We start from the raw sequence: 19,151 nt of genomic DNA on the forward strand, positions 1-19,151 counted from the left end.
CACGGACCCGTACCCAAACACGGGCTGGCCTGCCTAAAGTTCGGGCCATGACGTATCTGACCCTCGGCGAGGTGGAAGCCACCGCCCGCAAGGCCCATGCCGCCCAGACCGACAAGGCGGGCCGTCCGTACACCGAGCATCTTCAGGCCGTCGCCGAGGGCGTCGCCGCGCGCGGCGGTACGGACGAGCAGATCGCCGCCGCCTGGCTGCACGACGCGATCGAGGACGGGGCGCTCTCGCTCGGCTGGCTCGAAGCGGTCGAACTGCCCGACCCGGTCAAGGAGATGGTCCTCGCCCTGACCAAGAGGGAGGGCGAGGACCTGGCCGCCTACAGCCGGCGCATAGTCGCCACGCCGGGCGCGCTCCTGATCAAGGAGTCCGACCTGGCGCACAACGCGGATCCCGAACGCCTCGCCGTACTCGACGAGCCGACCAGGCTCCGGCTCACCGAGAAGTACGCGACGATGCGCCGCCTGCTGGCCGCGCCGTAGCGGCCGCAGTGGGCGCGGCGGGATCCAGGTCCCGCCGGAAGCCCCACGCCATCTCCGGCTCCGTGGCGAACCGGAACAGCCGCCGCACCGGCGGCGTGCACAGCAGCGTCACGGCCACGGCGGCCAGCACCGACAACAGCGCCTCGCCCGCCGGGTCGCTCAGCCAGGTGTACGTGTCGAACACCCCGGCGAACCCCGCTCCCTTGATCAGGAAGCCGTGCAGCAGATAGCCGCAGATCGTGCCGGTGCCGAGCACCGTGAACCACATCGCGCGCCGCGGCACCCACGCCAGGAACCCCGCGGTCAGCAGCAGGGAGCAGCAGAACAGCCCCGCCGTCATCAGCGGCCCCGTCCACCACACATGATCCAGCTGCTGTGCGCTGGTGTTGTGGTAGAGCCAGCCGTTCTGCATCCTCGGCGCGATCCAGTACGCGAAGACGACGGCGGCCGGGAAGAGCGGCAGCGCGAGCAGCCGGACCTCACGCCGCCGCACCAGCTGGAAGTGCTCCGGCTTGAGGCACAGCCCCAGCACGAAGTACGGCAGGAACTGCAGCACCCGCTGCAGATCCAGGTCGTTGCCGATGCCGGGGGAGAACGAGGCGAGCGCCGCGACCAGCAGGGCGAGCGGCAGCGGATGACGGATCGCACGCCAGAGCGGGGTGGTCAGCCGCCATACGAACAGGGCGATCAGGAACCAGGTGAGGAACCAGGGGTCGGTGAGGCTTATCGACAGCTTGTGGGGCTCCTGGGCCGCCCACTTGAGCAGCGAGTAGCCGGTCTCGAAGACGATGTACGGCACGGCGACGCCGGTGACCAGCCGTTTGATCTGCTGCGGACGGGCCGTGAAACTCCGGGAGAAGTAGCCGGAGATGATGATGAAGGCCGGCATGTGGAAGCTGTAGACGACCATGTACAGCGCCTTCGTGGCGCGGCTGCCGTCCATGACCGGCTCCCACGAGTGCGCCACGGCCACCAACACGATCGCCAGATACTTCGCGTTGTCGAAGAACGCGTCTCGCTTGGTGGACGCGGGGCGTCGCCCCGCGGTCGATTCTGTGGATTGCCGATCGGCCACCGTGCGCGTGTCGGCCACCTCTGAGGGCGCCGACAGCGCCGTAGCGGAGCCGTGCCGACCGGACCTGACCTCCCGGGTCGGGGGAAGCGGAGTCCTCTCATAACCGTTTGGAGCCTGAACCATCTCACGCACACTAGCGTCGCCGAATGTAATTCGTAAAACCTCGCACGGGGCCCGGTCGGTGAAATCTGACACCGACAACAACCTGCCGATATGCACCATTTAACACTCATTAACCGGGGCATATCGGCAACCCGCGTATGGGGGTGGACTTCGGGTGAATTACCTCACCCGGGCCAGTCGGACGGTCGCTCGAAACGTCTGTGAATAACCTGTGTGTACATCGAAACGATGATCTCGAATTCGTATTCGCATTGACGGCGGCCGAGCCGCGCCCCCGCGCGTCGCCGGCGCGGACCCCACGGCGCGCGGGGCGTTCGAATGGCGTGAACCCGACGGCGATGATTCGTCACCGGGCAACACCCGGGGGGAGGTTGGTGGCACGATGGTCACAGCGGGGTGGGCGACGTGATGCTGTCCCGCGGCCGGCAAGGCGGACCGACCGAGGGTGTGATCAGTTGTGGCCATTTCACTGTCTGTGGTGCTGCTGTTGGCGATCATCCTCGTGGTGCTCATCCGCGGGGGATCCATCAAGGCCGGACCAGCGATTGTCGCGATCCTCTTCGGGTTCTTCCTGGCCTCCACCGACATGGCTCCGTCGGTGAACCGGTTCCTGAACTCGATAGCCGACACGATCAACCAGATCAACTTCTGAGCCCCCGACCCGCGTCGGCCGCCCCCGGTCGGCGCCGGACGCGGGAACGACAACGGCCCGACCGGTGACGTACTCACCTGATCGGGCCGTGGAGCGTTCTGAGCGGGCGACGGGAATCGAACCCGCGTAGCTAGTTTGGAAGACTAGGGCTCTACCATTGAGCTACGCCCGCGTGCACCGCAGGTCACGGACGTCCAACAGCCCGTCCGGGCGACCGCGGTACGGAGAGCATCGTAGCGGTTCCACGGCGTTCGCCGCACACCCGTAGCGCCCGTCCGCCACGCGCCCGGAAAAGCAGTCCTGTGCCGTGCGCCGGGCATGTACCCTACGTGTCGCACCGACGGGGTGTGGCGCAGCTTGGTAGCGCGTCCGCTTTGGGAGCGGAAGGTCGTCGGTTCGAATCCGGCCACCCCGACCATCAGATCAGTCACATCACTTCAAGATCGCGTTGTGGGGCGCTTCCTCCTTGCGGTTACTATGCAAGCTGCGTGCCCGTGTGTCTGAAGAGTCTCTGAGGAACCGGGCCGAATCCGCTGGGCCGCCGCAGTGCGGCGGACACAGCAGAACCCAAGAATCAGCCACCAAGGAGACCGAACCGTGAAGAGCGCCGTGGAGACCCTGAACCCGACTCGGGTTCGGCTCACAGTCGAGGTGCCCTTCGAGGAGCTCAAGGACAGCCTCGACGCGGCGTACAAGAAGATCAACCAGCAGGTCACGGTGAAGGGCTTCCGTAAGGGCAAGATCCCGGCCCGGGTCATCGACCAGCGGTTCGGCCGTGGTGCTGTGCTGGAGGAGGCCGTCAACGACGCCCTCCCGAAGTTCTACACCGAGGCCGTCAACGAGGGTGAGCTCAATGTCCTGGGCCAGCCCGACGTCGACATCAAGGAGCTGAAGGACGGCGAGCTGCTGTCCTTCACCGCCGAGGTGGACATCCGCCCGGAGATCGCGATCCCCGACTACTCGGGCATCGAGGTCACCGTCGACTCCGTCGAGGTCACCGACGAGGACGTGGACAAGTCGGTCGAGCAGCTGCGCGACCGCTTCGCCTCCACCAACCCCGTCGAGCGCCCCGCCGCCGAGGGCGACGTCGTGACGATCGACCTCGAGGCGAAGATCGACGGTGAGATCCTGGAGGACGGCGTCGCCAACGCCGTCGAGTACACGATCGGTTCCGGCGAGCTGCTCGACGGCATCGACGAGGCCGTCACCGGCCTGGAGGCCGGCGGCGAAGCCACCTTCTCCTCCGAGCTCAAGGGCGGCGCAGCCGAGGGCAAGACCGCCGAGGTCACCGTCAAGGTCACCGCGGTCGCCGCGCGTGAGCTGCCCGCGCTGGACGACGACTTCGCCCAGCTCGCCAGCGAGTTCGACACGCTGGACGAGATGAAGGCCGACAGCCGCAAGCGCCTCGAGTCCATGAAGCAGTACGACCAGGCCACCCAGGCCCAGGAGCGCGTCCTCGACGAGCTGCTGAAGCTGGCCGAGGTGCCGATCCCCGAGAAGCTCCTCGAGGACGAGATCAACACCCGTAAGCACAACCTGGAGCACCACCAGCTCGGTCAGATGGGCCTCGACCTCGCGAAGTACCTGGAGATCCAGGGACAGACCGAGGAGGAGTGGGAGGCCGAGACCAAGGAGCAGGCGGTCAAGGGCATCAAGACCCAGTTCATCCTCGACGAGCTGGTCAACAAGGAGAAGCTGAACGTCAACCAGGAGGAGCTCACCGAGCACCTCATGCGGCGCGCGCAGTCCTCCGGCATGGCGCCCGACCAGTTCGCCCAGGCGGTCGTCGAAGGCGGCCAGGTGCCGATGCTCGTCGGCGAGGTCGCCCGCGGCAAGGCGCTCGCCGTGGTCGTCGAGGCGGCGAAGGTCGTCGACACCAACGGTGAGCCCGTCGAGCTGGACGACGACGAGGACGCCGACGACGAGGAGACCCCGGCCGCCGAGGCGGCTGCCGACGCTCCCGCCGCCGACACCGACGGCACCGAGAAGTCCGAGAAGACCGAGGCCTGAGCCGGCCCCGCTCTCGCGGTGACGGGCCCCGGACGCGACACGCGTCCGGGGCCCGCCCCGTTCCCCGCCTCCATGACCGCGTCCAGGGGCCTCGCACAGGCGTCGGAAGGCGTCACCGGACCCCGCAGGCGGAGGAGGACCCCAAGGCCCGCAGAGGGGCGCTCAGGGCCGTACGGAGCCCCAACTACCTTGCGCTCCCAGCGAACAGCAACGGAAGCGGGATGGCGCCCGCCCACCAGCGCGTTAGGGTCCATGAATACGAGGCTCGGGGAGTTCCCCGTCCCTCGGAACGAAGACGCTGAGACGGCCGCAGCCGTCAGAGACGAGCAGGTGGATACGTGACGAATCTGATGCCCTACGCCGCCGGTGAACCGTCCCTCGGTGGTGGCCTCGGCGACCAGGTCTACAGCCGACTGCTCGGCGAGCGGATCATCTTCCTCGGCCAGCAGGTCGACGACGACATCGCCAACAAGATCACAGCACAGCTGCTCCTCCTCGCGGCCGAGCCCGAGAAGGACATCTACCTCTACATCAACAGCCCCGGTGGCTCGGTCACGGCCGGCATGGCCGTCTACGACACCATGCAGTACATCCCGAACGACGTGGTCACCATCGGTATGGGCATGGCGGCCTCGATGGGCCAGTTCCTGCTGACCGGCGGCACGGCGGGCAAGCGCTTCGCGCTGCCCAACACCGACATCCTCATGCACCAGGGCTCGGCGGGCCTCGGCGGCACCGCGTCCGACATCAAGATCCAGGCCGAGCAGCTGCTCCGTACGAAGAAGCGCATGGCCGAGATCACCGCGCGCCACACCGGTCAGACCGAAGAGACGATCATCCGCGACGGTGACCGTGACCGCTGGTTCACCGCCGAGGAAGCCGTGTCGTACGGCATCATCGACGAGATCATCTCCGCTGCTTCGGGTGTTCCGGGCGGCGGCGGCACCGGGGCCTGAGCGCTCTCACCGCGACCAGCCCCCGATCAGCCGGCCAGGCCCCCTTCCAGCGAACGCCACCAGGATGGTGAACACCCACATGAACGACTACTCCGCGAGCGGCCTCTACACCGGCCCGCAGGTGGACAACCGCTACGTCATCCCGCGCTTCGTGGAGCGCACCTCGCAGGGCGTGCGCGAGTACGACCCGTACGCGAAGCTCTTCGAGGAGCGCGTGATCTTCCTCGGCGTGCAGATCGACGACGCGTCCGCCAACGACGTCATGGCGCAGCTGCTCTGCCTGGAGTCGATGGACCCGGACCGCGACATCTCCATCTACATCAACAGCCCCGGCGGCTCGATGACGGCTCTCACCGCCATCTACGACACGATGCAGTTCGTGAAGCCGGACATCCAGACCGTGTGCATGGGACAGGCGGCCTCCGCCGCGGCCGTGCTGCTCGCCGCCGGTACCGCCGGCAAGCGACTGGCGCTGCCCAACGCCCGCGTGCTGATCCACCAGCCGTCCAGCCAGACCGGCCGTGAGCAGCTCTCCGACCTGGAGATCGCGGCCAACGAGATCCTGCGGATGCGCTCCCAGCTGGAGGAGATGCTGGCCAAGCACTCCACCACGCCGATCGAGAAGATCCGCGACGACATCGAGCGCGACAAGATCCTCACCGCCGAGGACGCGCTGGCGTACGGTCTGGTCGACCAGATTGTCTCGACCCGTAAGACCACGGCCGCAGCGGCAGCCTGAGGCCCCGGCGCTCTTGGCACGGATCGCACCGCGCCGCGGCGACGATGTCGCCCGGGAATGTGAACCGTGCCAAGGGGGGCCCGAACGGGGGCCCGGGCAAGGTACCGTCGGATATGAGGCACAGGAGCCGCTGAACCAAGCTGCTCCCAGGCGAAGGGGAAGCACCTCGTGGCACGCATCGGTGATGGCGGCGACCTGCTCAAGTGCTCGTTCTGCGGCAAGAGCCAGAAGCAGGTGAAGAAGCTCATCGCAGGTCCCGGTGTGTACATCTGCGACGAGTGCATCGATCTCTGCAACGAGATCATCGAGGAGGAGCTGGCCGAGACCTCCGAGGTGCGCTGGGAGGAACTGCCCAAGCCCCGGGAGATCTACGAGTTCCTCGAGGGCTACGTCGTCGGCCAGGAGCCGGCGAAGAAGGCCCTCTCGGTAGCGGTGTACAACCACTACAAGCGCGTCCAGGCCGGTGAGAACGGCGGCGGCGCCAACCGGGACGACGCGATCGAGCTCGCGAAGTCCAACATCCTGCTGCTGGGCCCCACGGGCTCGGGCAAGACGCTCCTCGCGCAGACCCTGGCCCGCATGCTGAACGTGCCGTTCGCCATCGCGGACGCCACGGCGCTGACCGAGGCCGGTTACGTCGGCGAGGACGTCGAGAACATCCTGCTGAAGCTGATCCAGGCCGCGGACTACGACGTCAAGAAGGCCGAGACCGGCATCATCTACATCGACGAGATCGACAAGGTCGCCCGCAAGAGCGAGAACCCGTCGATCACCCGCGATGTCTCGGGCGAGGGTGTGCAGCAGGCCCTGCTGAAGATCCTCGAAGGCACCACGGCCTCGGTACCGCCGCAGGGCGGCCGGAAACACCCGCACCAGGAGTTCATCCAGATCGACACGACGAACGTGCTGTTCATCGTGGGCGGTGCCTTCTCCGGTCTTGAGCGGATCATCGAGTCACGGGCCGGCGCGAAGGGCATCGGCTTCGGGGCGACGATCCGCTCGAAGCGCGAGATCGAGGCGAGCGACCAGTTCCAGGAGGTCATGCCGGAGGACCTGGTGAAGTTCGGGATGATCCCGGAGTTCATCGGCCGGCTGCCCGTCCTGACCTCGGTGCACAACCTGGACCGCGAGGCGCTGCTGCAGATCCTCGTCGAGCCGCGCAACGCGCTGGTGAAGCAGTACCAGCGGCTGTTCGAACTCGACGGTGTGGAGCTGGAGTTCGACCGCCCGGCGCTGGAGGCCATCGCCGACCAGGCGATCCTGCGCGGCACCGGGGCGCGCGGGCTGCGCGCCATCATGGAGGAAGTCCTCCAGTCGGTGATGTACGAGGTCCCGTCCCGCAAGGACGTGGCCCGGGTGGTCATCACGGAAGACGTGGTCCACTCGCATGTGAACCCGACGCTGGTCCCGCGCGAGCCGCGGATCGTCAAGAACGACGGCCGGCACGAGAAGTCGGCGTAGGGCCTGGCCGCACCTGATACACGACGAAGGCGCCCCACCGGTTCGGTGGGGCGCCTTCGTCGTAGCCGGGTGCCTGAGGTCAGAGCTTGACGCGCACGTCGTTGCGGAGCTTCGCGGCGATGGAGGCCGCCTCGTCCAGGTCCGTGCCCTTGCCCGTGAGGGCGCCCGCGACATCGACCGCCGTGGTGAAGGCGACGGTGCTGTGGTCGCCCCAGATGCAGACCGGGACGTTGATCTCCTTCGGCCCCTTGGCCGTGGCCGACGGGTCGTTGTCCTTGATCTTCACGTTCTGGCACTTCATGACCGCGCCGTCCAGCCCCTCGGGCGTGACCGCCTTCGGGCTGCCCACCAGTTCGCCGGTGCTGTCGTCGGAGCTCTGCTCCTTCTGCGACTGGGTCTTCAGGTAGGCGAACATGGCGTCGACGACCTTCTCCGGGTCGTCGATCTGACCGTAAACCCCGCCGAAGGACAGCGCCTTGGCGCTCAGCGGGTCGTCCTCGCTGCCCGACTGGTAGGAGGCGTCGACGTCCTTGGGGTTCTTGATGCCCCACTTCTCGGCGTCCTTGAGGTCGCTCTGCGTCATACCGCTGTCGCTGCCGGCCGAATCGCTCTTCTTGTACTCGCCCTTGAGCACCGTCGCCGGTGTGACCAGCTTGTGCGGGCCGTCGTCGGCGATCGAACTGCCGTCGTCGCCGGAGGTCAGGAAGTAGGCGCCGCCGCCGATCACGGCGAGCGCCACCACGACGGCGGCGATGATCAGCCCGGTCTTCTTCTTCTTGGGCTGCCCGTCCGGCGGCGGGTAGCCGGGCGCACCGTACGGGGGCTGCTGCGGCGGCTGGCCGTAGGGACCCGGCTGGGCCGGCTGTCCGTACGGGTTCGGCGCGCCCGCGGGCTGCTGCGGGTAGCCGTAGCCGGGCTGCGGGGGCTGGCCCTGCGGGGGCACCCCGGGGGGCTGCTGCGGGTAACCGTAGCCGGGCTGAGGCTGGCCCTGCGGCGGCTGCTGGCCGTAAGGGCCCGGCTGACCGTACGGACCAGGCTGCTGAGGCTGCTGCCCGCCGTACGGGCCCGGCTGGTTGTCACTCATGTGCGCTTTCCCCTCCGTGTACTTATCTGTTCCGAACATCCTGTCGGAAGGTCGCGCGACGTGGGGCATCGGGTGCCGCACCGTTACCCAGCAACTCGTTTCAGTACAGGGCTGTGACACCTCTAAACTGGGGCGCGTGACCGAGAACTCTCAAGCGCAGCCAGCCAGCAACCCCGAACTGCCGACCCAGTACGCGCCGGCCGAGGTGGAGGGGAAGCTGTATGAGCGCTGGGTAGAACGCGGTTACTTCGAGGCGGACGAGAAGAGCGACAAGCAGCCGTACACGATCGTCATCCCACCGCCGAACGTCACGGGCTCGCTCCACCTGGGCCATGCCTTCGAGCACACGATCATCGACGCCCTGACCCGCCGTAAGCGCATGCAGGGCTACGAGACGCTGTGGCAGCCGGGGATGGACCACGCCGGCATCGCCACGCAGAACGTCGTCGAGCGCGAGCTGGCCAAGGACGGCAAGTCCCGTCAGGACCTCGGCCGCGAGGCGTTCGTCGAGCGCGTCTGGCAGTGGAAGGAAGAGTCCGGCGGCCAGATCTCCGGCCAGATGCGCCGGCTCGGCGACGGTGTCGCCTGGTCGCGTGAGCGCTTCACCATGGACGAGGGTCTGTCCAAGGCCGTCCAGACGATCTTCAAGAAGCTCTACGACGACGAGCTGATCTACCGCGCCGAGCGGATCATCAACTGGTGTCCGCGCTGTCTGACCGCGATCTCCGACATCGAGGTCGAGTACCAGGACGACGACGGCGAGCTGGTCTCGCTGAAGTACGGCGAGGGCGACGAGACGGTCGTCGTCGCGACGACCCGGGTCGAGACGATGCTCGGTGACACGGCCGTCGCCGTCCACCCCGACGACGCGCGGTACGCGCATCTCATCGGCAAGCAGATCAAACTCCCGCTCACCAACCGCAGCATCCCGGTCGTCGCCGACGAGCACGTCGACCCGGAGTTCGGCACGGGCGCCGTCAAGGTGACCCCGGCGCACGACCCGAACGACTTCGCGATCGGCCAGCGCCACGGCCTGGAGACGCTCACGATCATGGACGAGCGCGCGGTCATCACCGCGCCCGGCCCCTTCGAGGGCCTCGACCGGTTCGAGGCGCGCTCCGCGATCGTCGAGGCGATGCGGGCGGACGGCCGGGTCGTCGCGGAGAAGCGTCCGTACGTCCACTCCGTCGGCCACTGCTCGCGCTGCAAGACGACGATCGAGCCGCGGCTTTCGCTCCAGTGGTGGGTCAAGGTCGGCCCGCTCGCCCAGGCGGCGGGCGACGCCGTCCGGGACGGCCGGGTCACGATCCACCCGAAGGAGATGGAGCCCCGGTACTTCGGCTGGGTCGACAACCTCAACGACTGGTGCATCTCACGGCAGTTGTGGTGGGGCCACCGCATCCCTGTCTGGCACGGCCCGAACGGCGAGAGCGTCTGTGTCGGACCCGACGACGAGGCGCCCACGGGTGAGGGCTGGTACCAGGACACCGACGTCCTCGACACCTGGTTCTCGTCCGGGCTCTGGCCCTTCTCGACCCTCGGCTGGCCCGAACAGACCCCGAGCCTGGAGAAGTTCTATCCGAACTCGGTCCTCGTCACCGGCTACGACATCCTGTTCTTCTGGGTCGCCCGGATGATGATGTTCGGTCTGTACGCCATGGACGGCACCCCGCCGTTCCACACCATCGCCCTGCACGGCATGGTCCGTGACCAGTTCGGCAAGAAGATGTCGAAGTCCTTCGGCAACGCGGTCAATCCGCTGGACTGGATGGACAAGTACGGCTCCGACGCGGTGCGTTTCACGCTCGCGCGCGGTGCCAACCCCGGTGTCGACGTCCCGATCGGCGAGGACTGGGTCCAGGGTTCGCGGAACTTCGCGAACAAGATCTGGAACGCCACCCGGTTCGCCATGATGAACGGCGCCACGGTCGAGGGCGACCTGCCCCCCGTCGCCGAGCAGTCCGCCACGGACCGCTGGATCCTTTCGCGGCTCAACGCCACGGTCGCGGAGGTCGACGCGTTCTACGACGACTACCAGTTCGCCAAGCTGTCCGACGCGCTCTTCCACTTCGCGTGGGACGAGGTCTTCGACTGGTACGTCGAGCTGTCCAAGACCACGTTCTTCGCCGGCGGCGAGCAGGCCAAGGTCTCCGGACGGGTCCTCGGTGAGGTCCTCGACGTCACGCTGCGGCTGCTGCACCCGGTCGTCCCGTTCGTCACCGAGACGCTGTGGACCACGCTCACCGGCAAGGAGTCGGTGGTCATCGCCGACTGGCCGGTCGACAGCGGTTTCCGCGACGAGGCGGCCGAGCGCGAGATCGGCAACCTCCAGCAGGTCGTCACGGAGGTCCGCCGCTTCCGCGCCGACCAGGGTCTCCAGCAGGGCCAGAAGGTCCCGGCCCGGCTCGACCTGTCCGGTACGGAACTGGCGGCGCACGAGCCGGCCATCCGCCAGGTGCTGCGCCTCCAGCCCGAGGGCGAGGGCTTCCACGCGACGGCGACCCTGCCGGTCGCCGGTGCCACCGTGGCCCTCGACTTGTCGGGGACGATCGACGTCGAGGCGGAGCGCAAGCGGCTGACGAAGGACCTCGGCAACGCGGAGAAGGAGAAGGCGCAGGCGACGGCCAAGCTCGCCAACGAGGCGTTCATGGCGAAGGCCCCCGACAACGTCGTGGACAAGATCCGCGGCCGGCTGACCAAGGCCGAGGCGGACATCGCCCGTCTCACCGCACAGATCGCGGGCCTGCCCGAGAGCTGACCCGAACGACTGACGCCCCACCCGGACGCCCCGGCCCACCGCCGGGGCGTCCGGCGCTCCTGCCGCTCCGTAGACTGGTCGTGTGAGCGACGACCAGCCCGACCAGCCCGACGAAGAATTCGACGACATCGTCCATGCCGAGACGACCCGCGACCCCGACCTCGCCGTGATCGAGGCAGGCAGCCGCACCCTGCGCGCCCAGGCGGGGCCGCGGCAGGACGAGGGCCTGCCGGCCCGGCCCGCCGACCCCGAGGTGGACAAGGCGCTGCGCGCCGTCGAGCAGGAGCTCGCGGGGCGCTGGGGCGAGACGAAGCTCGACCCCTCGCTGGTCAGGATCGAGAAGCTGGTGGACGTCCTGGGTGACCCCCAGCGCGCCTACCCGACCATCCACATCACCGGCACCAACGGCAAGACGTCGACCGCCCGCATGATCGAGGCGCTGCTCGGCGCCTTCGAGCTGCGCACCGGGCGTTACACCAGCCCGCACGTTCAGTCGATCACCGAGCGGATCAGCCTGGACGGCGCCCCGATCTCCGCCGAGCGGTTCATCGAGACGTACGAGGACATCAAGGCGTTCGTCGAACTGGTCGACGCGGAGCAGGAGTACCGGCTCTCGTTCTTCGAGGTGCTGACCGGCATGGCGTACGCGGCCTTCGCCGACGCCCCGGTCGACGTCGGCGTGGTCGAGGTCGGCATGGGCGGCACGTGGGACGCGACGAACGTGATCGACGCGCAGGTCGCCGTGGTGACCCCGATCGACCTGGACCACACGGACCGGCTCGGCAGCACGTCGGGCGAGATCGCCGTGGAGAAGTCCGGGATCATCAAGCCGGGTGCGACGGTCGTCCTGGCGCAGCAGCCGGTGGACGCGGCGCAGGTGATGCTGAAGAAGGCCACCGAGGTGGAGGCGAAGGTCGCCCGCGAGGGCATGGAGTTCGGGGTGCTGGCCCGGGAGATCGCGGTCGGCGGCCAGCTGATGACCCTGCGCGGCCTCGGCGGTGAGTACGAGCAGGTGTTCCTGCCGCTGTACGGCGCGCACCAGGCGCACAACGCGGCCGTGGCGCTCGCCGCGGTCGAGGCGTTCTTCGGGATCGGCGCCGAGCAGTCGGGCCGGCTGGACATGGACACGGTCAGGGCGGCGTTCGCCTCCGTCTCCTCGCCGGGCCGTCTTGAGGTCGTACGGAGCTCGCCGACGGTGGTGCTCGACGCGGCGCACAACCCCGCGGGTGCCCGCGCGGCGGCCGAGGGGCTGAGCGAGTCGTTCGGCTTCAGCAGGCTCATCGGGGTGGTGGGGTCCAGCGAGGGCAAGGACGTGCGCGGCGTGCTCGAAGCGCTGGAGCCGATCTGCCAGGAACTGGTCGTCACCCAGAACTCCAGCCATCGCGCGATGGACGTGGACGAGCTGGCCGGGATCGCGGTCGAGGTGTTCGGCAACGACCGGGTGCAGGTCGAGGCGCGTCTCGACGACGCTCTTGAGGCGGCGATCACGCTCGCCGAGGAGGAGAGCGAGTTCGCCGGGGCGGGTGTCCTGGTGACGGGGTCCGTGATCACGGTCGGCGAGGCCCGGCTACTCCTGGGAAGGGGCTGAGGTCCATGCGTATGCTCTGTGCCTCCACACTGCTGGCCGAGTTCTTCGTGATCGGTTTCGCCGGTCTGGTGGCGATGAAGTCGGACGACCTGTCGATGGGGACGGTCTGGACGATCTGCGGTGTCGCGATGCTGCTGTCGCTCCTGCTGTGCGGGATGCTCGGCCGTCCCGGCGGGGTGCAGCTCGGCTGGGCGCTGCAGATCGCGCTGATCGCGAGCGGTTTCGTGGTGCCGGTGATGTTCATCCTCGGTGCGGCGTTCGCCGCGCTCTGGTGGGCCTCGGTGCATTACGGACGCACGATCGACGCGGCGAAGGCCCGCTGGGCGGCGCAGGCGGAGGAGCGGACGGCGGCTGGGACCGGTCCCTCCGTAAAGCCTGACGCTGTGTAATCGGTGCTGTGGTATGCCCTGTAGCCTCTGAGCCGGGTGCATCCCGCATCCCGCATCCGCACAAGAAGGAGCCCGTACCGTGAGCCGTACGCTCGTCCTGCTCAAGCCCGATACCGTCCGCCGCGGCCTCGTCGGCGAGGTCATCGGCCGTATCGAGCGCAAGGCAGGCTGGACCATCGCCGCGCTCGAACTGCGCACGCTGGACCAGGAGACGCTGGAGCAGCACTACGGCGAGCACAAGGGCAAGCCTTTCTACGAGCCGCTGGTCGAGTTCATGGGCTCCGGTCCCGTCGTCGCGCTCGTCGTGGACGGCGAGCGGGTCATCGAGGGTGTCCGCGCGCTCGCGGGTCCGACTGACCCGATCGCAGCAGCGCCGGGGTCCATCCGGGGGGATTTCGGGACGATCGTCCGGGAGAACCTCATCCACGCCTCGGACTCCGAGGAGTCCGCCATTCGGGAACTGAAGATTTTCTTCCCCGGTCTTTCCTGACCAGCTGTCAGCCAAATAGCCTGATGGTCTGGGGCGACCGGAGGAATTCGGTCGCCCATGGGCATATGCGAGCCGGCATCGGGAACGCATCGCACCAACACATCGTCACCATTATTGAGGTGGGCCACCGCGCCGTCGGCGTACAGGCGGCACTACGATGAAGCCTCAAGCCACAGCCACCCACCTCGCCATCCTGAAAAGCCGTCAACGCTCGATTTGGGAAGGCCAGACGCATCCTCATGGGGAACAACATGTCGTTCATCGGCCGTGACATGGCTGTCGACCTCGGGACCGCCAACACGCTGGTGTACGTCAGGGGCCGAGGGATCGTACTCAACGAGCCGTCCGTCGTCGCCATCAACACCAACACGGGCGGCATCCTCGCGGTCGGCGCCGAAGCGAAGAAGATGATCGGCCGGACGCCGGGCAACATCGTTGCCGTCCGGCCGCTGAAGGACGGTGTGATCGCCGACTTCGAAATCACCGAGCGCATGCTGCGGTACTTCATCCTGAAGATCCACAAGCGCCGCTATCTGGCCCGCCCGCGCGTGGTCGTCTGTGTGCCCTCGGGCATCACAGGGGTCGAGCGCCGTGCGGTCATCGAGGCATCGACCCAGGCCGGCGCGCGCCAGGTGCACATCATCGAGGAGCCCATGGCAGCGGCCATCGGCTCAGGACTGCCCGTCCACGAGGCCACCGGCAACATGGTGGTGGACATCGGCGGCGGCACGACCGAGGTCGCCGTCATCTCGCTCGGCGGAATCGTCACGGCACAGTCGATCCGGGTCGCCGGCGACGAGCTGGACAACGCGATCATCCAGCACATCAAGAAGGAGTACTCGCTCCTCCTCGGTGAGCGCACCGCCGAGAGCATCAAGATCACCATCGGCTCGGCGTACGACCTCGACAAGGACGAGCACACCGAGATCCGCGGCCGTGACCTCGTGTCGGGACTGCCGAAGACCGTGGTCATCTCGGCCGCCGAGGTCCGCAAGGCCATCGAGGAGCCGGTCAACGCGATCGTCGACGCCGTGAAGACGACGCTCGACAAGTGCCCGCCGGAGCTGTCCGGCGACGTGATGGACCGCGGGATCGTCCTGACCGGCGGCGGCGCGCTGCTGCGCGGCCTGGACGAGCGGCTGCGCCGCGAGACCGGCATGCCCATCCATATCGCCGAGAACCCGCTGGACTCCGTCGCACTCGGGTCCGGTAAATGCGTAGAGGAATTCGAGGCTCTCCAGCAGGTACTGGACGCTCAGCCCCGCAGGTGACGAAATCCTCGAATTGTCCGCCGTACGACCGGCTTCTCTTCGTCCGGCGGACGGTTGATATACAGGCACAACCATTCCTACGAGGAAGGCACGGCCGCCGCACGTGAGGGACACAAAGGAGAGTCGTCTGCTCCTGGTGCTGCTGATCGCCATCGCGTTCGCACTGATCACGGTCGACATCCGCGGGGGTGAGGATTCCCCCGTCGACGGCGCGCGGCAGGCCGCCGCCACCGTCCTCGGTCCGGTGGAGGACGGCGTCGCGGCAGGCGTCGACCCGGTCGGGAACGCCATAAGCGCGGTACGGGACTCCGGCGAACGCCACAACCGCATCAGCACCCTGGAGCAGCAGAACGCGGCTCTCAAACAGAAGCTGGGCAGCGACGACCGCAACCGCAGCCGGGTGCGTGAGCTGGACGGCATGCTGAAGAAGGCCGGCGCGGGACAGTACGGCATCAAGGGCGCCGAGGTCATCGCGATAGGAGCGGCCCAGGGCTTCTCCTGGACGGTGACCATCGACGCGGGCGCCAGGGACGGCATCAAGCGCGACATGACGGTGCTCAACGGCGACGGACTCGTCGGCCGGGTCACCACCGTCGGTCCCGGCACCTCGACCGTTCTGCTCGCCAACGACCCCGACTTCACCGTCGGCACGCGTATGGAGAAGAGCAACGAGCTGGGCTTCGCGACGGGGCAGGGCGACCGGCCGCTCTCCGTCCAGCTCCTCAACGGCAAGTCCAAGGTCAAGAAGGGCGACCGGCTCGTCACGTTCGGCTCCAGCAAGGACAAGCCGTTCGTGCCGGGGGTGCCGGTCGGCCAGGTCGTCCGGGTCGACCCGTCCAACGGCGGTCTGACCAGGACCATCCAGGTGCGGCCCTTCGTCGGCTTCACCAAGCTCGACATCGTCGGTGTCGTCGTCCAGGCACCCCGCACGGACCCGCGTGACACCGTGCTGCCGCCGAAGCCGCGTGCGACCCCGACGCCCACCGTCACCGTCACGGTCACCCCCTCGGCCAACGCCGACGGTACGAACACCGTGCCGAACGGCGGCGTGCAGAGCAACGCGCCCGATCTCACCACCGACGACGCCGCCGTACGGCCCCAGAACAACGCGGGCGATCCACCGGGCGACGGCGACGACCCGTACGACGAGCAGGAATAGAGCTGATCCCCATGCGTATCAACCGGATTCTGCTCTCGACCGCCCTGGTCGTGGTCGCCCTCGTCGTCCAGGTGTCGGTCCTCGCCCGGCTTCATCTGCCCGGCGCCGTGCCCGACCTCATGCTCCTCGTCGTCCTCGCCCTCGCCTTCGTGTACGGGCACACGGCCGGCGCCTTCATCGGCTTCGGGGCCGGCCTGCTGACCGACCTCGCGCCGCCCGCCGACCACGCGGCCGGCCGCTACGCGCTGGTGCTCTGCGTGATCGGTTACGCGGCGGGCCTGGTACGCCCGGAGAAGGGCCAGATCAGATCGGCGCTCGCGCCGATGACCGCGGTCGTCGCGGCCGCCGTCGGCTCGACCCTGCTCTACGCGGGCGTCGGCGCGCTCGTCGGTGACACCGCCGCCCGCCATGTGGGTCTCGGCAGCCTGCTGTTCACCGCCGCTGTCTACGATCTGCTGCTGGCGCCGTTCGTGGTCCCGCTGGTCATGTGGCTCGCCAGACGCGCCGACAACGACCCGCTCGCCGAGAGCCAGAAGAACAGCGGGGGCGGCGCGGACGTGGCGGCCGGCTGGCTCGGCGCCGGCACCGGTCTGAAGATCGGCGGCCAGCGCGGCGGCATGCGGATCAAGACGGCACGCAGCCGCGCGGCACGGGCCGGACGTATCAAGGGGGTCAAACGACTGTGAGCAACATTCCGGAGACCGGGCGTACCCCCCGGGTACAGATCCGGCTGATCGTCATTCAGGTCCTCGTCTTCTCCCTGCTGCTCACCCTCGGCGGCCGGCTCTGGTACCTCCAGGTGCGCAACGGCCAGGAGTACACGGACGAGGCCAAGAACAACCACGTACAGCAGGTCGTCCAGCCGGCCGTCCGCGGCTCGATCCTCGACAACAAGGGCGTGCCCCTCGCCGACAACGAGACCCGTCTCGTCGTGTCGGCCAGCCGCACCGACCTGATGAAGATGCCGGACGACGGCAAGGCCGTACTGACCCGGCTCGCCGGTGTCCTCGGGATGAAGCCGGCCGACGTCATCCAGAAGGTCAGGCTCTGCGACGCGAAGACCCCGCAGCCCTGCTGGAACGGCTCGCCCTACCAGCCGATCCCGGTCACCACCGAGGCCACCACCCAGCAGGCGCTGCAGATCCGCGAGCGCACCGAGGACTTCCCCGGCATCACCGCAGAACCGACCGCGCTGCGCCGCTACCCGGCGCCCGCAGGGGCCAACGCCTCGCAGGAGCTGGGCTACCTCGGCCCGGTCACCGACGACGAGGTGGCGGGCTCGGAGAAGACGGACAACCCGCTGCTGCGCTCCGACTCGGTCGGCAGGGCGGGTCTGGAGAACAGCTACGACCAGCAGTTGCGCGGCAAGTCGGGGGTGACCCGCTACGAGGTGGACAACCTCGGCCGGGTCATCGGCAAGGCCGGCGCGACACCCGCGGTGCCCGGCAGCAATCTGGTCACGAGCATCGACTCGCGGATCCAGGCGCTGACCGAGAAGGAACTCGCGGCGGCCATGAAGACCCTGCGCAAGACCTGGGACTCGGTCACCAACAGCTACTACAAGGCCGACTCGGGCGCCGCCGTCGTGATGGACGTGCACACCGGGCGGGTCATCGCGATGGCCAGCGCGCCGACGTTCGACCCGAACGTGTGGGCCGGCGGCATCTCCGCCAAGAACTACAAGAAGCTCACCAAGGCGTCGTCCAACTATCCGCTGCTGAACCGCGCCATACAGGGTCAGTCGGCCCCGGGATCGACCTTCAAGGTCATCTCGACCAGCGCGGCCATCAACGCCGGATACGCGCCGGACGGCGGCTACCCCTGCACCTCGTCGATGACCATCGGCAACCGCGAGTTCAAGAACTTCGAGGGCGAGAACTTCGGCGACATCAGCATCGGCAGGGCCCTTGAGGTCTCCTGCGACACCGTCTTCTACTACCTGGCCTACGACCAGTGGAAGAAGGACGGCGGCAACAACCCGAAGCACCCCAAGGACTACTTCTTCAAGACGGCCCACCAGTTCGGGCTCGGCAAGAAGACCGGGATCGACCTGCCCAACGAGGTCAAGGGCCGGGTGCCCGACCGCCAGTGGAAGCAGGCGTACTGGGAGGCCAACAAGGCCCTGTGGTGCAAGCAGGGCAAGAAGGACGGCAACTACGTCCAGCAGATCGAGTTCGAGAACTGCGTGGACGGCAACAGGGTGCGCGCCGGTGACTCCGTCAACTACGCGATCGGCCAGGGCGACACGCTGCTGACCCCGATCCAGGAGGCCGTGATCTACTCCGCCATCGCCAACGGCGGCACGATGTACCAGCCGTCACTCGGCCGGGCCATCGTCAGCGCCGACGGCAAGAAGGTGCAGGAGATCAAGCCGGAGGTGGCGGGCAAGCTGCCGGACAGCAAGCAGACCCTGGCGTACATGAACAAGGCGCTGGAAGGCGTGGTCACCAGCGGTACCGCCGCCTGGCAGTTCGGCGGCTGGCCGCAGGACAAGATCAAGCTGCACGCCAAGACGGGTACGGCGGAGGTCGCCGGCAAGCAGACCACGTCCTGGTTCTCGACCTACACCAAGGACTACGCGATCGTGATGACGATCTCGCAGGGCGGCACCGGCTCCGGCGGTTCGGGTCCCGCCGTCCGCAAGATCTACGAGGCGATGTACGGGATCGACGCCGACGGCAATCTGAATCCGAAGAACGCCCTGATGCCCAAGCCGGTCAAGACGCTCCCCAAGATCCAGCCGGACGGTTCGATCGACGCGCCGACCCTCAAGCCGTACCAGCTGCCGAAGAAGAAGGAGCCGGTCGACCCGACGGCGCCACCGTCGGCGCCCGCCGCCCCCACCGATCCCGGCGGCACCCAGACGGTCGCGGGAGCACCCCTGACACCGGCACGGAGGGACTGA

Annotated in this window: 16 protein-coding genes and 2 tRNA genes; 15 read left to right on the top strand and 3 right to left on the bottom strand. The window is 68.0% G+C overall.

All coding sequences use genetic code 11. The features are described from left to right. Positions 1–47: 47 nt before the first annotated feature. The gene (locus tag HY68_RS17140) at positions 48–491 is read left to right on the top strand and encodes an HD domain-containing protein (RefSeq protein WP_041989740.1); all 444 of its coding nucleotides are present in this window, start codon (positions 48–50) and stop codon (positions 489–491) included. Here the strand turns inward: HY68_RS17140 and HY68_RS17145 are convergent. Further along, positions 445–1,689: an acyltransferase family protein gene (locus HY68_RS17145; RefSeq protein WP_078863653.1), complete on the bottom strand. Its 1,245-nt coding sequence runs from the start codon at positions 1,687–1,689 to the stop codon at positions 445–447. The two genes, HY68_RS17140 and HY68_RS17145, sit on opposite strands and share 47 nt — an antisense overlap. A gap of 457 nt (positions 1,690–2,146) precedes the next feature. Here HY68_RS17145 and HY68_RS17150 point away from each other — a divergent pair, with 457 nt between their 5' ends. After that, positions 2,147–2,341 carry a hypothetical protein gene (locus HY68_RS17150; protein WP_041989743.1) on the top strand — a complete coding sequence of 65 codons (195 nt, stop codon included), beginning with the start codon at positions 2,147–2,149 and terminating at the stop codon, positions 2,339–2,341. Between the two features lie 101 nt (positions 2,342–2,442). On the opposite strand, the gene HY68_RS17155 is transcribed toward HY68_RS17150, so the two are convergent. After that, positions 2,443–2,513, bottom strand: a tRNA-Gly gene (locus tag HY68_RS17155). Between the two features lie 169 nt (positions 2,514–2,682). Between HY68_RS17155 and HY68_RS17160 the strand changes: the two genes are divergently transcribed. The 5 genes from HY68_RS17160 to clpX all read left to right on the top strand — a co-directional run bounded on the left by HY68_RS17160 (position 2,683) and on the right by clpX (position 7,507). Continuing rightward, positions 2,683–2,759 (top strand) — tRNA-Pro (locus HY68_RS17160). Positions 2,760–2,938: 179 nt separating this feature from the next. Then, entirely contained in the window at positions 2,939–4,351 is a 1,413-nt protein-coding gene (gene tig, locus HY68_RS17165) for a trigger factor (RefSeq protein WP_041989746.1), read from the top strand. Between the two features lie 350 nt (positions 4,352–4,701). Continuing rightward, the gene (locus HY68_RS17170) at positions 4,702–5,307 is read left to right on the top strand and encodes an ATP-dependent Clp protease proteolytic subunit (RefSeq protein ID WP_031231653.1); all 606 of its coding nucleotides are present in this window, start codon (positions 4,702–4,704) and stop codon (positions 5,305–5,307) included. Positions 5,308–5,371: 64 nt separating this feature from the next. Further along, entirely contained in the window at positions 5,372–6,046 is a 675-nt protein-coding gene (locus HY68_RS17175; protein ID WP_041989749.1) for an ATP-dependent Clp protease proteolytic subunit, read from the top strand. Positions 6,047–6,214: 168 nt separating this feature from the next. Continuing rightward, on the top strand, positions 6,215–7,507 hold the full coding sequence (clpX, locus tag HY68_RS17180) for an ATP-dependent Clp protease ATP-binding subunit ClpX (RefSeq protein ID WP_041989752.1): 1,293 nt from the start codon (positions 6,215–6,217) through the stop codon (positions 7,505–7,507). Positions 7,508–7,586: 79 nt separating this feature from the next. Here the strand turns inward: clpX and HY68_RS17185 are convergent, their stop codons facing one another. Beyond that, a complete protein-coding gene (locus HY68_RS17185) occupies positions 7,587–8,591 on the bottom strand; it encodes a hypothetical protein (RefSeq protein ID WP_041989755.1) in 1,005 nt (334 codons plus the stop codon). Positions 8,592–8,727: 136 nt separating this feature from the next. Here HY68_RS17185 and HY68_RS17190 point away from each other — a divergent pair, with 136 nt between their 5' ends. The 8 genes from HY68_RS17190 (at position 8,728) to mrdA (ending at position 19,151) form a co-directional block, all read left to right on the top strand. After that, a complete protein-coding gene (locus HY68_RS17190) occupies positions 8,728–11,349 on the top strand; it encodes a valine--tRNA ligase (protein WP_041989757.1) in 2,622 nt (873 codons plus the stop codon). 82 nt (positions 11,350–11,431) lie between these two features. Then, positions 11,432–12,937 carry a Mur ligase family protein gene (locus HY68_RS17195; RefSeq protein WP_041989760.1) on the top strand — a complete coding sequence of 502 codons (1,506 nt, stop codon included), beginning with the start codon at positions 11,432–11,434 and terminating at the stop codon, positions 12,935–12,937. 5 nt (positions 12,938–12,942) lie between these two features. Continuing rightward, a complete protein-coding gene (locus HY68_RS17200) occupies positions 12,943–13,326 on the top strand; it encodes a DUF4233 domain-containing protein (protein ID WP_041989763.1) in 384 nt (127 codons plus the stop codon). A 79-nt stretch (positions 13,327–13,405) separates the two neighbouring features. Then, the gene (gene ndk / locus HY68_RS17205) at positions 13,406–13,816 is read left to right on the top strand and encodes a nucleoside-diphosphate kinase (RefSeq protein ID WP_041989766.1); all 411 of its coding nucleotides are present in this window, start codon (positions 13,406–13,408) and stop codon (positions 13,814–13,816) included. 251 nt (positions 13,817–14,067) lie between these two features. Further along, positions 14,068–15,087: a rod shape-determining protein gene (locus tag HY68_RS17210; RefSeq protein ID WP_041996374.1), complete on the top strand. Its 1,020-nt coding sequence runs from the start codon at positions 14,068–14,070 to the stop codon at positions 15,085–15,087. A gap of 103 nt (positions 15,088–15,190) precedes the next feature. Continuing rightward, positions 15,191–16,246: a rod shape-determining protein MreC gene (gene mreC / locus HY68_RS17215; protein ID WP_041989770.1), complete on the top strand. Its 1,056-nt coding sequence runs from the start codon at positions 15,191–15,193 to the stop codon at positions 16,244–16,246. An 11-nt stretch (positions 16,247–16,257) separates the two neighbouring features. Next, complete coding sequence (mreD, locus tag HY68_RS17220) at positions 16,258–16,932, top strand: rod shape-determining protein MreD (protein WP_041989773.1); 675 nt, start codon at positions 16,258–16,260, stop codon at positions 16,930–16,932. Then, on the top strand, positions 16,929–19,151 hold the full coding sequence (mrdA, locus tag HY68_RS17225; RefSeq protein WP_041989776.1) for a penicillin-binding protein 2: 2,223 nt from the start codon (positions 16,929–16,931) through the stop codon (positions 19,149–19,151). The genes mreD and mrdA overlap by 4 nt, the downstream gene beginning before the upstream one ends.

This window comes from Streptomyces sp. AcH 505, from assembly GCF_000818175.1.
Classification (GTDB): Bacteria; Actinomycetota; Actinomycetes; order Streptomycetales; family Streptomycetaceae; genus Streptomyces.